Origin of the sequence: Paulownia witches'-broom phytoplasma, from assembly GCF_019396865.1 — a bacterium.
In the GTDB taxonomy this organism is placed as follows: domain Bacteria; phylum Bacillota_I; class Bacilli_A; order Acholeplasmatales; family Acholeplasmataceae; genus Phytoplasma; species Phytoplasma asteris.
The window spans coordinates 776,946-791,732 of sequence record NZ_CP066882.1 but is presented as its reverse complement, the minus strand read 5'-3'; the positions used below and the strand labels follow the sequence as shown (position 1 = coordinate 791,732).

Below are 14,787 nucleotides of genomic sequence, written 5' to 3'. Positions count from 1 at the left end.
TTTTTTGGAAAATGGCATAAAAAAATGAGGGGCAAATAAAAGAAAAAATAAGGTTTAAATTGCGATGGAATGAATTATATAAAATAAAATGATAAGCAAATTAAATTAATTATGAAATATATAAATATTATTTTTCAAATGGAATTAATTAAAATTTTTGGGCTTGTTCTAAAACATAAGATAGATTTTTAAGTACTTGTTTTTTTCCTAACAATTCTAATAAAAGGGCGATACTGGGACCATGCATTTTGCAAGTAGTTCCGATACGCAAAACCATAAAAAGTGTTTTTTTAGCAAAATCATTTTGGTTAGTAACTTGTTTAATGGAATTAGCAATAACATCTTTTTCAAATACAATAACATCAAAAACATTATAAAAAGTTTTTAAAATAAGGGTTGTTTGGGGATTAGTTTGTAAAAAATGTGTAGCTTCTTGCGATAAAAAAGGCGTGGATTGAAAAAAAAGTTGATAAAAATCTGTGATTTGTTGCATATAATTCATTCTATCTTGAAACAAAGCCACAAATTTAGTCATCCACTCTTTGTCATTTGTAGGAGCGGTTGTAAGAGCTAAATATTTTTTTTGCAAAATAAATGATGCAATTACTTCTGGAAGCAACTGTCTTAAATGTTGATTATTCAAATAATCTAGTTTAGTTTTATCAAACATAGCAGGAGCTTTATTGAGGCGTGCCAAATCAAATAAATTAATTAATTCTTGAGGACTTAATATTTCGGTTTGGCTTAAAGGACTAAATCCTAACAAAGATAAGAAATTAAATAATGCTTGTGGCAAGTATCCTAATTTTTCATATTGTTCAATAAATTGCATAATATTAGCATCTCTTTTGCTTAATTTTTTTTTGTTGTCGTTAAGAATTAAAGTCATGTGAGCAAATTGAGGAAGATGCCATTGGAAAGCTTGATAAATCATAATTTGTTTAGGAGTGTTAGTGATGTGTTCTTCTCCTCGAAAAATATGAGAAATCTGCATTAAGTGATCGTCAATGACAACTGCAAAATTATAAGAAGGATAGCCGTTTGATTTGAGGATAATAAAGTCTTCGATTTCTTGACTTTGAAAAGTAAGTTTGCCTCTAATTAAATCATCAAAGGCAAAAGTTTGATGGGTAGGAACGCGAAATCTTATGGCAAAAGTGGTGTGTCCTTCTTGAAATTCTTTGTAAGCGAGTTCTTGATCAAGTAGTTTTTGGGCGTATTTTTGGTAAATGGCAAGTCTTTCTGATTGGCGATAAGGTCCAAAAGGTCCTTGGATATCGGGCCCTTCGCCCCAATCAATTCCTAACCAACGTAAATTTTTTAATTGAGAAGCCTCGCCGCCTTCAACATTCCGTGAAAAATCGGTGTCTTCGATGCGGATGATAAACTCTCCTTGATTGTGTTTGGCAAACAGATAATTAAATAAAGCAGTGCGGGCATTCCCTATATGCAAAAAACCAGTAGGGCTTGGAGCATAACGAACTTTAATTTTTTTCATAGTTACAGTAAGGGTTTTCCTTTTAATTTAAAATCGATAGGGGAGGTGTTGGTGGAAAATTTAAAAAAAAGGAACTTTTTGACAAAGTTCTTTTTTGGATTAACGTTTGGAAAATTGTGGTGCTCGACGAGCTTTTTTTAAACCGTATTTTTTGCGTTCAACACAACGAGCATCGCGAGTTAATAAACCAGCTTTTTTTAAAATGGCTCTTAATTCGGGAACACTTTCAATTAAAGCGCGTGCAATTCCTAAACGAATAGCGCCTGCTTGAGCTGAAAGCCCTCCGCCGTTTACATTCACACTTACATCAAAAGCTTCTCTTTTTTCAGTTAATTCTAAAGGTTGAATCATTTCTAGGCGTGTTGCAGGTAATGGTAAATATTTTTCAAAATCTCTAGTATTGATTGTAATTTTGCCAGTACCATTAGTTAAAATAACTCTTGCAACAGCACTTTTACGACGACCAGTACCAAAATAATTTACTTTTTGCATCTAATTAAACCTCTAAACTTTCTGGTTGTTGCGCTTGGTGATTGTGGTTTTGTTCGGCATAAACAAATAATTTTTTACCAATTTGTGAACCTAATTTAGTATGAGGAACCATTCCTAAAATTGCTTTTTCAACCATTCTTGTAGGAAATTTACGCATCATTTCTGAAGCTACAACTTTAGTTAACCCACCTGGATAACCTGAATGTTTGTAGTAAGTTTTTTGTTGCCATTTTTTGCCAGTTAAATGAATATAGGCAGCATTTACAACAATAACATAATCGCCATTGTCTACGTGTGGCGTGTAATGTGTTTTGTGTTTTCCTTTTAAAATGGAAGCCACTTTGGTAGCTAATCTGCCTAGGGTTTTGCCCTTAGCATCTACTAGGTGCCATTTAGGTTTTACTTTTGTTTTATTAGCCATTAAAGTTTTTTGATTGTTTTTTGGTTGCAATTGTTCTGTCATGGAATTTTCTCCTTATTATTAATGAAAAAATAGTGATTAATTTTATGTGTGTATTTGTGTTTTGTTTGAAAACGACAAAAACAAAAGAGTTATGAAATCTTTTGTAATTTAGATATGAAATAGTCTTAATTATTATGAAATAGTAATTTTTTATTTTCAATATTCTCTTAATATTTTACTAAAATAATGTCATTAAGTCAAGTAAAAAAATCATTTTGTCAACTTTTTTTAAAAAAGAATGCATAAATTGTGTAAAAAAAAATTGAAAAAAAGGATAATGGTTGGATGGTTATCAGATAATTTTGATATTTTTTATATACAAATAAAAAGTCCCAAATTTACTAAACATTAAGGGAATTTTTAAAAGCAAAAGCAAAAGCTTTGCCTTTCAGCACTTCTACTAAAGCAAAAACAAAGTCAAAGACGGTTATAGGAGAACGCGAAGTTACAAATTTATCACTAATAACAGCTTTTTGGTCTGGCAAATAAGTACCTTCAATAAAATGATTACAAGAAGGAAAGCAAGTAAAAGGGTGATTTTTTAATAAATCTAGTTTGCCTAGAAACATGGGAGCGGCACAAATAGCTCCAATAACTTTATTAGCATCAACAAATTTTTGAATTAATTTTAATAAAAAAGTTTCTTTTTCAATAATTTGCGCTATGTAAGGTCCTCCAGGAATAACTAAAAAATCGTATTCTAAAGGATTAATAGTAGCTAAATTGGCATCTGCTTTTACACAAAGCCCACTAGAAGACATAACTTCTAATTGGGGATTTAGAGTTGCAGTTGTTAAAGGAAGGGCTACGCGATTTAATAAAGCTCTTGTGACTAAAGCCTCACAATCCTCAAATCCGTCATATAAAACTAATAAACCTTTCATATTGTGCCTTGTTTTCTCCTTTTTAACTTTGTTATGCGTTTAGTTGCGTGTGTGTGTGTGTAAGTAATTTTTGGGGGTTGGGGTTGGTTTGAGTAAATTAAATGCAAGGAAAATAAAAATAAAAAAATACCACAAAAGCTGCGATATTTGAATTATTAATTTTGGTTTGCTAAATATTTTACTAAATTACGTCTTTTGCTGTTTTTCATAAACAAACCTCTTTTAGAGTGAAAATCATGAGGGTGTTGTTTTAAATGTTCACTTAATTGTTTGATTTCTGCTGATAAAATAGCAATTTGAACTTCAGATGAACCTGTGTCTTTTGCAAAACGTGAATTTTGTTTAATGATTTCTTGTTTTTGTTCTTTGTTTAATGCCACGTAAAAACTCCTTTTTTTAATTTAAATTTGGTTGAATTTGATAGGTTTTAGGTTTGATAAAATTATTAATTAATGTTAAACTTTTAAAAACTGGCCCACATCAAGAACAAGAATCGTTGCTCCGCCCACAGAAACTTCGGTAGGAAAAGAATTATAAGCACTAAACTCATTGATGATATTGTTTGGAATCATTTGAGTTTTTTTATGAGAATGGGCTTTTATAATTTCTAAAGCTTTGGGTACTTGTTCTTCTTTGACTCCTAAAATAAAAGTTGCATTAGCTTCTTTTAAAAAACCTCCTTTAGTAGCTAATCTAGTTGTAAAAAAACTATTTTCTATTAAAGATTGTTGTACTTTGTTAGCATCGTGACTAGAAACGATAGCTATAATTAATTTCATATTATCCACAATAGTATTATACCTTATTTTACTTTATTTGATGAAAAAAAAAAGACTAAATTGTGGAAAAAAATGATAAAAAAGTTGGTGAGAGGAAAAAATTTGGTAAAAAATGGATGTAATTAGCGTTTATCAAGGGCAAAAGCAATGCGATTTCCTAAAAAATAAACTGTTTGAGTTAAAATAAAGGTAAGCAAAACAGATACTATAATTAAATCAAAGCGAGTAAAAAAGGGATCAAAATCATAATGTCCGTTATAGCCATTATCAATTGCCACTGCTGCAATACCTTGATGCCCTACAATTTGCAAAACAGAAGAATAAGCAAGGGAAGTGATAAAAAGAGAAGCTAGTTTTAAAATGATATCAGAACGGGTTTCTGTTAACAAAAATTTAGTCACAAATTGAAATTTAGTTGCTCCAAGACTAAATGATGTTTGGTATAATTCTGGATTAGTAGTTAAAAAAGCTTGTTCACAATGACGAGCAAAAAGAGGAGCAATAGCTAAGACTAAGAAAAAAAGGGCAGTACCAAAGCCATAACCCATGCGAAAATAAGGGATTAAAATTAATTTTAATAATAAAACAATTAAGATTAAAAAAGGAGTAGAAATGAAAAAATTCATCAAACTATTTAAAATCCAATATCTTTTATAATGTTTTTGTATTTTGAATAAATATAATAAAACTCCTAAAATAAGCCCTAGAAAAAAAGCAATAAAACAACCTATTAAAGTAATTTTAAGAGTTTCTTTAAAACCATTCCATACCAATTGATTTTTAGCTAAAACATTCCACAAACGAATAAAAATATTATTTTCCATTGAGTTTTTCCATTAATTAGAAGCAGGAGCAGCGCCTGTTTTGCCTAAATATTTATCTTTAATGTTTTTACTTATTTGTTTAACTTCTTGTCTTGGAATCATATAAAAATTGGTTGCAAATTGGCTTTTTTTCATATATGTAATAGCTTCTTCTTCTTTTAAAATATCTTGTAAAATTTTAATTTTCCAGTTATTTTTATTATTGTTAGTAGTCACTAAAGAAATGGTATAAGAATAAATAATATCATCTAAATTAGTGGGTTTTTGCATTATTCCTAGTGATATAAAATTATTTATTCCCAATCCCATAAGAGTAGGATAATTAAGACATAAATCAAAATCATTAGGAGCAAGAAATCTAGATGTAATTGTCATTAAATCCGATTCAGTAGTGTATTCTATGTCAGGATATAAATTAGTAGGTTTAAAATCTGTAGTTTTTAAATTAAATTGTTCTTCAGTGCTAAGATTGCGTTCTGGGTTTTTTTCTTCAATAATTTTTAATTCTTGCAACACGCGCAAAGCTAAAGAACGTTGAAAATTGTCTTGTGGCATCAAAATTTTAAGGTTGTTAGGATGATTGTTTTTTTTAATTCCTTCTAAATTATTAAAAGTATTAGGTTTAGCAAAAAGCCCAAATTTAGCTAAATAAACTACTTGGCTAAACGTTAATTTATCTTGATCTGGAATATTTGGATTTTCTTTATTAAAAATATTTAAATCATGTACATGAGCGTCTAATTTAGCATCAACTTTTTTGTTTAAAAGTAATTCATTGGTTTGTTTAAATCTAGAACTTATATATTGAACATCTAAATCAATATTGTATTCTTTTAAACGGTCTTTGGCATATTCTTCTAAAAAATATTTAATAGTTGGCAGAGCAGTTGCTACTGTTAATTTATGGTTTTTTTGGTTGGAAGGGGTATGAGCTAAAGATTTTTTAGCATCCCAAAGAAAATAACCCAAAAGCAAATTACACAAAAGAGAAATAGTTAATAAGGCAAATAATAGATTTTTTTTAGTTTTGGAAGATAAAGAAGATAGTTTAAACATGTAATGTGTCTCTTTTCTAAGTAATTTTATTTATTAATATTTTGCTGGACAAAAACATTTGTATGATAAAAAAGGATAAGAAAAAGGATAAAATTTAGATAAAAATGTTTTGATAAGAAGTAGCTTCAAATTTACAAGAAGGATTAAGGGTAGCAATTTTAGCTAATTTTCCTTGCTCCAAAATAGCTACACGATGGCACAAACTTTTAATTACTGCAACATTATGAGAAACCAAAACAATGGTAGTTTTTAGTTTTTGATTGGTTGTTTGCAATAACTTCAAAATCTCTTGACTTGTCATTTCATCCAGGGCAAAAGTAGGCTCGTCACAAAAAATAATTTTAGGCTCGTAAACTAAGGCACGTGCAATGGCTACACGTTGTTTTTGTCCGCCCGAAAGCGTTTTAGGATAGGCAGTTGCAAATTGGCGAAGTCCTACAAAATCTAGCATTTTATTTACTTTAGTAGTAATTTGTTCTTCGGGAGCGCTTCTTATTTCTAAAGGAAGAGCCACATTTTCAAAAACATTTAAATTACTCAAAAGATTAAAATTTTGGAAAATCATAGCAATTTCTAGATGACTAAAAGCTTTTTGCATGGAAGAATTAGCATTTTTATCAGGCAACATAAATCCATTCATAATTTTTAATAAAGTAGTTTTGCCAGAACCCGAAGTTCCTACTAACCCAAAGATTTCGCCTTTCAAAAATGCAAGTGAAATGTTTTGTAAAACTGGAAGTTTTTCTTTTTTAAGGAAAAAAGTTTTCGAAAGATTATTAATTTTAATCATAAATAATTCCTTGTTTATCGTTTTTTTTAATTTAAATGATTGTAAAATTGGAAAGTGGGCAAAAAAATAAAAAGTTTAAAACACAAATGATAAAATAAAGATAAAAAAGTTTAAAGCATCAATTGGAGTTGTTAAGAGATTGTAAAAGCTTTTCAAAATTAGCAGGTAAGGGTGCTTCTAAAATAAGATTTTGATTGGTGATAGGGTGGCTGAATTTTAACATTTTGGCATGCAAAAATTGACCTAAAGGAGTAATATGGTGTGATGACCCATAAAGTAGATCTCCTATAATAGGATGTTTGAGGAAGGAAAAATGTGCTCTTAGTTGATGAGTTCTTCCTGTTTCCAAATTAAATTCCATCAAAGAAAAGTGAGAAAAACGTTGCAAAGTTTTAAAATGAGTAACAGCAGTTTTACCGTCTGGAATAATTTGCATTTTTAATCGATTATGAGGATTTCTTCCAATAGGCAGTTTGATAGTGCCTTTATCTTCTAAAAAACCTTCAATTAAAGCCCAATAGATTTTGGTAATTTTTCTTTGTTGGAACGCAATTTGTAGTTTGTCGCTTACATCATTATTTTTGGCAATAATTAATAAACCAGTAGTATTTTTGTCAAGTCTATGCACGATACCAGGTCTTTGGGCATCTACATGACTTAAAGTTGCAAATTGGTACAACAAGCCATTAACTAAGGTTGTTTCTTGAAAACTTAAAGAAGGGTGTGCTACCAAATTGGCAGGTTTATTAATAACTGCTAAATAGGGGTCTTCGTAAATGATGTCTAAATTAAGATTTTGAGGAGTTTGTAAATTAACAGATTCTTGAGTTTGAGGGATAATAACTGTAATGAGGTCTTGGGCTTTGAGCAAATAACTTTTTTTCGCAGGTTTGGAGTTGACCAAAACTTGTTGTGCCAAAATTAATTTTTGACATTGACTTTTATTTAAATTAATGTGAGTCAATAAAAAATGATCTAAACGTTGAAATGCCTCACTGGCAGAAATAAGAAACTCTTTTTTTTCATTCATGTAAAAGGCCTTGTTTTCTAAAAGTTAAAAAAATGTAGTAAAAGAATTGGGTTTCAAAAATAAATAAAAAATAATAAAAGGGTTAAAAAATCAAGAAAAAGCATTGGTGATAAATTTAAATTATCATAACGAACACCAACTCTAAGCAAGCTTAAAATTGGCGTTAATTGTAAAGATATTTTTAGTTTTTGCAAAAAACTATTTTTAGAAATGAAAAAATAGATTGGTTTTGGGTTTATTCGGAATCTGTTGACACAACTTCTGGAGAAGTTGTTTCTTTATTTTTTGGACTTGATTCGTTTGATTCTTGGTTGTCTAAATTGGTTGTTGTTTTCAATTCATCATTTAAAGGAGTTGTATCGGTGCTAGTTGTTTCATTGTTGGAAGGCATTTGAGAAGTTGGTTGGGTTGGGTTGTTGGCTTCTTCTTTTTCCCACCAAGCAATTTTTCCTGTAGCTACAATTTCATCAATATCTCTTTTATTAAGAGTTTCAATTTCAAGTAAATATTTAGCGATTGTGTCAAGCAAATCTTGGTTTTCTTGAATAATTTGTTTGGCTTGTTGATAACAATTAGCAATAATTTTTTGAATTTGTTGGTCAATTTCTAAACCTTTAGGATCAGAAAAATCATTTTGGAAAGTATTTCCTGAATATTGCACTGGTCCTAAATCACTCATGCCGTATTTAGTTACCATCAGTTTAGCTATTTGCGTAGCGTGTTTAAAATCGGTGTAAGCGCCGTTAGAAACGTCGTCAAACATTAATTCTTCGGCAACACGTCCGCCCAGAAAGGAAGTAATTTGGGCTAATAGGGTTTTTTTGGAAGAAAAGAAAGTTTCTTCTTGAGGAAGCATTAAGTTGTATCCGCCTGCGTTTCCGCGGGGAATAATGGTGATTTTTTGCACTATTTGGGCAAAAGGAATTTTAATTCCAATAACAGCATGTCCTGCTTCGTGATAAGCTACCATACGTTTTTCTTTGTCATTGTATTTTTTAGATTTTTTAGCAGGTCCAATTAAAATACGGTCTAAAGCTTCGCTGATATCTTTTTTATTGATAAAAGTAGCATTTCTTCTAGCAACTAATAAAGCAGCTTCGTTTAAGGTGCCTTCTAATTGAGCACCGCTAAAACCTGGGGTTTGTTTAGCTAATTCTTCTAAACTAATTTCTTCTGAAAGTTTTTTATTACTTGCATGTAATTTTAAGATAGCTTCACGGTCTTTAACATTTGGTAAAGTAATATTAAAGTGACGGTCAAAACGTCCAGGACGCAAAATAGCTGAGTCAAGAGCTTCGGGTTGGTTAGTAGCTGCAATAACAATAACACCCATTTTTTGGTTAAAGCCGTCCATCTCTACTAAAAGTTGGTTTAAGGTTTGTTCAGAACCGTTACTCCCACCAATATTGGAGCCTCTTTTTCTAGCAACTGCCTCAATTTCATCGATAAAAACGATACAAGGAGCTGCCAGTTGAGCTTCTTTAAAAAGATCTCTGACACGTGAAGCACCAACACCTACATAAACTTCATCAAAATCAGAACCTGAAGCAGCAAAAAAAGGAACGCCTGCCTCACCTGCAACTGCTTTGGCAAGTAAGGTTTTTCCTGTACCTGGAGGTCCATACAACAAAACTCCTTTAGGAATTCTTGCTCCCACAGCAGCGTATTTGCGCGGGTTTTTTAAAAAGTCAATCAATTCTGACATTTCTTCTTTTTCTTCATCAGCTCCTGCTACATCTGAAAAAGTAAATCTTTTTTGATTGATAATAACTTTGCGACTTTTAGAACCTTTTTTACCAGGGGCTGATGCCAAAATTTCTTGTCCCATTTGTTTGATAGTATCGGCAAAAAAGAGAAAAAAACAGTAAAAAATTAACATTGTTAAACATTGTCTAAATACCCAAACAACAGGTTCATAACCATTCCAAGGTCTAGGATCTACAGAATCAATTTTATATTTGTATTTGCCGTTTGGTTTTTTGTCAAATACTTTTTCACAAGGCATATTAAAAAAATCAACTACTTTGCCGTCTGTAGTAGTAACTACAACATTACAGAAATATGAATTAAAATAGTGAGGTGCATAAATAATTTTTTCAATTTTGTTATCTTTTGCAAGTGCATCAAATGTACTGTTATCTTTTTTTGCATTCTTAGTAAAATAACAATAAATAAAAGTGGCACCTATTAAAATTACAGCAAAATAAAGGACGCCCATATGGAATTTTTTAAAAATTTTATCAAAAAATGACATAAATTAACCTTTCTTGCAAGAAATTATCTTTGAGTTAAACATTGAAATCAAATATTTTAATGTTTGGAGTTTAATTTGGGATGGATGTAATTTCTGCATTTATTTTTTTGGATTCTCATTTTTAATTTGTTTGAGAAAAACAATTTGAAGAAGTAAAAAAGTTTTTAAAAGCTAAATAAATCTTGGATTGGTTTCCTAAAGTTAGGTTGATATATAAGTGAGGAATTAATAAAATATTGTCTAGATTGTCTACTACTAACCATAAATTATTTCTTTGAGTAAGGGGCACTTTTTTTTCAATTAAAAATTTTTTCAATTTTTTAGTGCCAAAACTAAATTTTAATGTGTCTTTTGGTTGGCGTAAACGCACTTTTAAAGGAAAACTAACTTTTTGAGGATTATAATTGAGGGATTGTAACGAAGGAGAAATGCAAGCAAGACAAAGATTACATGTAGAAACACACAACAAAGGTTTTGACAAAGCAAAGGAAAGTGGTGATGCAGGACTCATTAATGTAATGTGCTTGTAATCTTTAATTAAATGCCACTCAAAATTAAGATGCCAAGATAAATTAGGCTTATAAGGATTGTTAATGCCTTTGATGATATTTTGGATAAAAATAAAACTTTTAGTAATATTTTGTTGTTCTAATAATAATAAAATGATATCTTTTTGAATAACTAAATCAAGGTTTAAAAAAGGTGCAAGCGCAAAAGAGTTTGGTGGGTTACAACTATGATTTGTGTGTTTTGTAAGAAATAAAAGAGTTTGTTTGCGAATAAAATTATAGGCTTGCAAAAGAGTTTGTTGGTATTTTGGGATATTTTGCAAAAAACTAGTTTGGGTTTTTAAGTAAGGAATAACTTGGTGCCTGATTTGGTTTCTTTGATAAGTGAAGTTTTGATTGGTGTAATCTTCCAAAAAAGGGATTTGGTAAAAAGCAGCATAACTTATGATTTTGGCTTTGGGAACGTATAAAAAAGGTTTCAAAAAAATGAAATCTTGCCAAGAAGTTTGGATCTGCATGCCACTATAACCTAGCAAAGTGCTGCTTCTAGTTATTTTTTGTAAAATAGTTTCTGCCAAATCATCTAAATGATGGGCTGTTAAAATAAAAGGTGTTTGGTGCTTTGTAGCTATTTGCATTAATTTTTGTTGTCTTAATAAACGCGCTTGGGCTTGAAAGTTTTTTTGGGGGCAGTTAAGTTTAAAATAATAGAAACAAAGGGAGTTTTGCAGGCAATAACTTTGGACTAATTCTTTATCTTTCCAAGCATTAGGGCGCGCTAAATGGTTGAAATGCACAACTTGCAGTTTTATTTTTTGTGCCACCAAACAATGAAGTAAAGCCATTGAATCCACGCCGCCACTTACAGCTATAATATAGGTTTGATTGGCATCTAGACTACAAGCAAGTTTGATAGTTTTCATGAAACATCCTTAATTACAATTGCATTTGAATTTGATTTTTAGGGTGTTGAGTTGTTCTTGGTCAACTGCGCTGGGAGCTTCTAACATCAAATCTTTGGCACTTTGGGTTTTAGGAAAAGCAATAACATCTTTGATATTGTTGGTTTTGGTAAACAACATCACAAGACGATCAAGACCTAGGGCAAGTCCTCCATGAGGTGGGGTGCCGTATTTAAGGGCTTCGACTAAAAAACCAAAACGAGTTTGCACTTCTTCTTGTGAAAATCCTAAAAGACTAAAAATTAATTCTTGCGTTTGGGGATTGTTAATTCTTAACGAACCACCACCCACTTCGTAGCCGTTCCAAACTAAATCATAGGTTTTGGCAAGAGCTTTTTGAGGATTGCTTTTCAAAATAGCAATATCACAAGGAGCAGTAAAAGGATGATGCAAAGAATAAAGACGGTTGGAAGTATTTGAGTTTTCCAAAGTAAGATCTGGTTGGGGCAGGTCTTCTTGAGTAGTTTCAAACAAAGGAAAATCAACAATCCATAATAACGCTTCTTGAGTTGTATCAACCAAAGATAAATCAAGGGCTAGTTTGGTGCGAAAAATACCTAAAGCTTTGTGCATAATGTCTTTTGTGTCAGAAACGACAAAACAAATTTCTTCATTTTTTAAAAAAGAATCATATTTAATAAATTGAGATATTCCACCTATAATTTTATCATTTTTTTTAACAAAAGAAAACAATTTCAAGTTAAAATGTTTACTAAAAAACAATTGATACTCATCTAGTTTTCGGCGTGTCAAAACTGCTGTTTTAGAAACTTTAAAGCCTTTAATGTTGCCTGAAAACATATTTTGGGGACAAGTGGTAGTATCAAAAAAAGTAGTAAAATCGGTGATTTTAAGGGGGTTTCTTAAATCTGGTTTATCAGAACCATAAAGTTCAAAGGCTTGTTGATAAGTTAATCTTAAAAAGGGTTGAGAAAGTGGTTTTTTCCAAATATTGGCAAATAAATCTACTATAATTTCTTCTGTTAAGGACATAATTTCATCTTGATTTAAAAAAGATGTTTCAATATCGATTTGACTAAATTCAGGTTGTCTATCAGATCTGAGGTCCTCATCGCGGAAACAACGTGCTACTTGAAAATACCTTTCAAATCCTGCAATCATGTATAATTGTTTAAAAAGTTGGGGAGATTGAGGAAGGGCATAAAAATTACCTGGATAAATTCTGGAAGGCACTAAATAATCTCTTGCTCCTTCAGGAGTTGATTTAGATAAAATGGGAGTTTCTAGTTCTAAAAAATCATTTTTCAAAAGAGTTTGACGAATACTTTGGGTAATGTGGTGTCTTTGAATCAAAAAATGTTTAACTTCAGGATTTCTTAAATCCAAATAACGATATTTAAGTCTGGTTTCTTCTAAACTTTCTTGACTTTGAAACACATTTAAAGGTAAGGTTTGAGCCTCACTTAAAATTTCAATATGAGATACTAAAATTTCAATATCACCAGTTGGCAAATCAGGATTTTTATTGATTCTTTCAATTACTTGACCTTTAATTTGCACGACTGTTTCTAATTTAATTAAAGCTATTTTGTCGTATTGTGGATTATTTTCTTTAACTAATAATTGAACGATACCAGAAACATCACGTAAGTCAAAAAAAAGAGTTTTTCCTAAGTTACGTTTACGAAAAATAAAACCTTTTAGAAAAACTGTTTTTCCTTGATGGGCAAGTTGTAATTGATTGTTATAATGGCTATATTTAGTTTTCATGAATTAATTTAACTCCTTGTTGTTTTGAAAATAAGAAACAACATCTTTTTGCAATATGGTGGTTTGCTGTTGGGTGTCAGTATTTTTGATTGTAATTTGATTGTTGTCAAATTCTTTTTGTCCCAGAATTAAAAGATAAAGGGGTTGTTGTTTTAAGGCTTGTTTGAGACTTTTGGAAAAAGATAAAAACTGATAATTAAGATCGGCGGAAAAACCTTGATGGCGGAGAGTTGTTGCAAGTGCAAGTCCTTGATAAAAAAATTGCGGCACACTAACCAATATAAAGGCATCCAAAGAAGGTAAGATATTTTTATTGCAAAAGGAATGAGTGGCTAAAATCGACATTAAACGTTCCATGCCTAAGGCAAAACCAATACCAGGCGAAGGGTTCCCTCCAAATAAAGTAACTAAATTATCATAACAACCGCCCCCACCTAAAACTGCTTGATGTCCTTGTTCGTTATTATAAACAATTTCAAAAACGCTATGAGTATAATAATCAAGTCCACGGACTAAATCATGACACAATTCAAAATTAACATTCATTTGTTTAATCCCTTCTAAAACTTGTAAAAAACGAACTTTGGCGTCCTCAACAAGATGATCAAAAATGCGTGGCGCTTGCTTTAAAAAAGGTTCGTTGTGACAATTTTTACAATCCCAAATACGCAAAATATTTTTTTCAAATCTTTCTTGACATAAATGACATAATTGTTGATAGTGTGTTTGTAAATAGTTTTTAAAAACTTGTAAATAATTATTGTATGTAGTTTTGCATCCCAAAGAATTAATCTTCACAGTAATATCACAAATCCCTAATGATTTGAGGGTTTCATAGGCAAGAGCAATTGCTTCTACATCTAAAAAAGGGCTTGATTGTCCTAAAATTTCTACTCCTACTTGATGAAATTGACGATAGCGTCCTTTTTGAGGTCTTTCATAGCGAAAACAAGGTCCATAATAAAAAAACTTGTGTAATTGTGAGGTTTTATCTAATTTATTTTCCACATAACTACGAATAACACCAGCAGTTCCTTCGGGACGCAAAGTAATAAAACGTCCTTTTTTATCTGCAAAAGTATAAGTTTCTTTGGAAACCATTTCTGAATGTTGAGCTGCTCTATCAAAAACACCACGATATTCAATTATAGGGGTTCTTATTTCTTGCAAATGATACTTGGCAAACAAAGTGCGAATGTGATTTTCTACTTTTTGCCAACAAACCATTTTATCTGACATCAAATCATAAGTACCTTTAATTTTAGAAAACATCTTTGGCTCCTTTGCTTTTGGGGTTGGGTTGGGTTTTAATTTTGTGATGATTATTTTTTTGTTGTTTTTTTGTTGTTTTGGGATAAAAGTTTTGATAAAGCTTTTTGGGTTTTTTGTTGTTGGAGATTTTATATTTTTTAATTTTTGGTGCTAATAAAACTTTCAAAAATACATGAAAATGATTTAAAAAATACACACAAACACACAATAAACAAAATAATTTTAATAAGGCATCATTAATAT

15 protein-coding genes are annotated in these 14,787 nt (G+C 30.7%); all 15 read right to left on the bottom strand.

All coding sequences use genetic code 11. The features are described from left to right. Nucleotides 1-148 precede the first annotated feature (148 nt). A complete protein-coding gene (gltX, locus tag HGD80_RS04220) occupies nucleotides 149-1,498 on the bottom strand; it encodes a glutamate--tRNA ligase (RefSeq protein ID WP_219474728.1) in 1,350 nt (449 codons plus the stop codon). A gap of 99 nt (nucleotides 1,499-1,597) precedes the next feature. Next, on the bottom strand, nucleotides 1,598-1,990 hold the full coding sequence (gene rpsI, locus HGD80_RS04215; RefSeq protein ID WP_219474727.1) for a 30S ribosomal protein S9: 393 nt from the start codon (nucleotides 1,988-1,990) through the stop codon (nucleotides 1,598-1,600). A 4-nt stretch (nucleotides 1,991-1,994) separates the two neighbouring features. Beyond that, nucleotides 1,995-2,453 carry a 50S ribosomal protein L13 gene (gene rplM / locus HGD80_RS04210; protein ID WP_219474725.1) on the bottom strand — a complete coding sequence of 153 codons (459 nt, stop codon included), beginning with the start codon at nucleotides 2,451-2,453 and terminating at the stop codon, nucleotides 1,995-1,997. 341 nt (nucleotides 2,454-2,794) lie between these two features. After that, on the bottom strand, nucleotides 2,795-3,337 hold the full coding sequence (locus HGD80_RS04205; RefSeq protein WP_219474723.1) for a DJ-1/PfpI family protein: 543 nt from the start codon (nucleotides 3,335-3,337) through the stop codon (nucleotides 2,795-2,797). Nucleotides 3,338-3,492: 155 nt separating this feature from the next. Beyond that, nucleotides 3,493-3,717: a 30S ribosomal protein S15 gene (gene rpsO, locus HGD80_RS04200; RefSeq protein ID WP_219474722.1), complete on the bottom strand. Its 225-nt coding sequence runs from the start codon at nucleotides 3,715-3,717 to the stop codon at nucleotides 3,493-3,495. A 75-nt stretch (nucleotides 3,718-3,792) separates the two neighbouring features. After that, nucleotides 3,793-4,116: a cyclic-di-AMP receptor gene (locus tag HGD80_RS04195; RefSeq protein WP_219475634.1), complete on the bottom strand. Its 324-nt coding sequence runs from the start codon at nucleotides 4,114-4,116 to the stop codon at nucleotides 3,793-3,795. 122 nt (nucleotides 4,117-4,238) lie between these two features. Then, nucleotides 4,239-4,940 carry an ABC transporter permease subunit gene (locus HGD80_RS04190; protein WP_219474720.1) on the bottom strand — a complete coding sequence of 234 codons (702 nt, stop codon included), beginning with the start codon at nucleotides 4,938-4,940 and terminating at the stop codon, nucleotides 4,239-4,241. A gap of 12 nt (nucleotides 4,941-4,952) precedes the next feature. Further along, on the bottom strand, nucleotides 4,953-5,996 hold the full coding sequence (locus tag HGD80_RS04185; protein WP_219474718.1) for a MetQ/NlpA family ABC transporter substrate-binding protein: 1,044 nt from the start codon (nucleotides 5,994-5,996) through the stop codon (nucleotides 4,953-4,955). A gap of 94 nt (nucleotides 5,997-6,090) precedes the next feature. Then, nucleotides 6,091-6,786, bottom strand: a complete 696-nt coding sequence (locus HGD80_RS04180; protein WP_219474716.1) for an ATP-binding cassette domain-containing protein — start codon at nucleotides 6,784-6,786, stop codon at nucleotides 6,091-6,093. A gap of 118 nt (nucleotides 6,787-6,904) precedes the next feature. Beyond that, on the bottom strand, nucleotides 6,905-7,816 hold the full coding sequence (locus HGD80_RS04175) for an RluA family pseudouridine synthase (protein ID WP_219474715.1): 912 nt from the start codon (nucleotides 7,814-7,816) through the stop codon (nucleotides 6,905-6,907). Between the two features lie 235 nt (nucleotides 7,817-8,051). After that, complete coding sequence (ftsH, locus tag HGD80_RS04170) at nucleotides 8,052-10,070, bottom strand: ATP-dependent zinc metalloprotease FtsH (RefSeq protein WP_219474713.1); 2,019 nt, start codon at nucleotides 10,068-10,070, stop codon at nucleotides 8,052-8,054. Between the two features lie 121 nt (nucleotides 10,071-10,191). Further along, nucleotides 10,192-11,502, bottom strand: a complete 1,311-nt coding sequence (gene tilS / locus HGD80_RS04165; RefSeq protein ID WP_219474711.1) for a tRNA lysidine(34) synthetase TilS — start codon at nucleotides 11,500-11,502, stop codon at nucleotides 10,192-10,194. A 9-nt stretch (nucleotides 11,503-11,511) separates the two neighbouring features. Beyond that, nucleotides 11,512-13,272, bottom strand: coding sequence for an aspartate--tRNA ligase (aspS, locus tag HGD80_RS04160; RefSeq protein WP_219474710.1), 1,761 nt, complete (start codon nucleotides 13,270-13,272; stop codon nucleotides 11,512-11,514). 3 nt (nucleotides 13,273-13,275) lie between these two features. After that, nucleotides 13,276-14,544: a histidine--tRNA ligase gene (hisS, locus tag HGD80_RS04155; protein ID WP_219474708.1), complete on the bottom strand. Its 1,269-nt coding sequence runs from the start codon at nucleotides 14,542-14,544 to the stop codon at nucleotides 13,276-13,278. Further along, the gene (locus HGD80_RS04150; RefSeq protein ID WP_219474706.1) at nucleotides 14,534-14,710 is read right to left on the bottom strand and encodes a hypothetical protein; all 177 of its coding nucleotides are present in this window, start codon (nucleotides 14,708-14,710) and stop codon (nucleotides 14,534-14,536) included. The genes hisS and HGD80_RS04150 overlap by 11 nt, the downstream gene beginning before the upstream one ends. Nucleotides 14,711-14,787 lie beyond the last annotated feature (77 nt).

Bases quoted from the DNA above. Each gene is read 5' to 3' on its own strand.
- gltX (WP_219474728.1), bottom strand. From the start codon at position 1,498: ATGAAAAAAATTAAAGTTCGTTATGCTCCAAGCCCTACTGGTTTTTTG.
- rpsI (WP_219474727.1), bottom strand. From the start codon at position 1,990: ATGCAAAAAGTAAATTATTTTGGTACTGGTCGTCGTAAAAGTGCTGTT.
- rplM (WP_219474725.1), bottom strand. From the start codon at position 2,453: ATGACAGAACAATTGCAACCAAAAAACAATCAAAAAACTTTAATGGCT.
- HGD80_RS04205 (WP_219474723.1), bottom strand. From the start codon at position 3,337: ATGAAAGGTTTATTAGTTTTATATGACGGATTTGAGGATTGTGAGGCT.
- HGD80_RS04195 (WP_219475634.1), bottom strand. From the start codon at position 4,116: ATGAAATTAATTATAGCTATCGTTTCTAGTCACGATGCTAACAAAGTA.
- HGD80_RS04190 (WP_219474720.1), bottom strand. From the start codon at position 4,940: ATGGAAAATAATATTTTTATTCGTTTGTGGAATGTTTTAGCTAAAAAT.
- HGD80_RS04185 (WP_219474718.1), bottom strand. From the start codon at position 5,996: ATGTTTAAACTATCTTCTTTATCTTCCAAAACTAAAAAAAATCTATTA.
- HGD80_RS04180 (WP_219474716.1), bottom strand. From the start codon at position 6,786: ATGATTAAAATTAATAATCTTTCGAAAACTTTTTTCCTTAAAAAAGAA.
- HGD80_RS04175 (WP_219474715.1), bottom strand. From the start codon at position 7,816: ATGAATGAAAAAAAAGAGTTTCTTATTTCTGCCAGTGAGGCATTTCAA.
- ftsH (WP_219474713.1), bottom strand. From the start codon at position 10,070: ATGTCATTTTTTGATAAAATTTTTAAAAAATTCCATATGGGCGTCCTT.
- tilS (WP_219474711.1), bottom strand. From the start codon at position 11,502: ATGAAAACTATCAAACTTGCTTGTAGTCTAGATGCCAATCAAACCTAT.
- aspS (WP_219474710.1), bottom strand. From the start codon at position 13,272: ATGAAAACTAAATATAGCCATTATAACAATCAATTACAACTTGCCCAT.
- hisS (WP_219474708.1), bottom strand. From the start codon at position 14,544: ATGTTTTCTAAAATTAAAGGTACTTATGATTTGATGTCAGATAAAATG.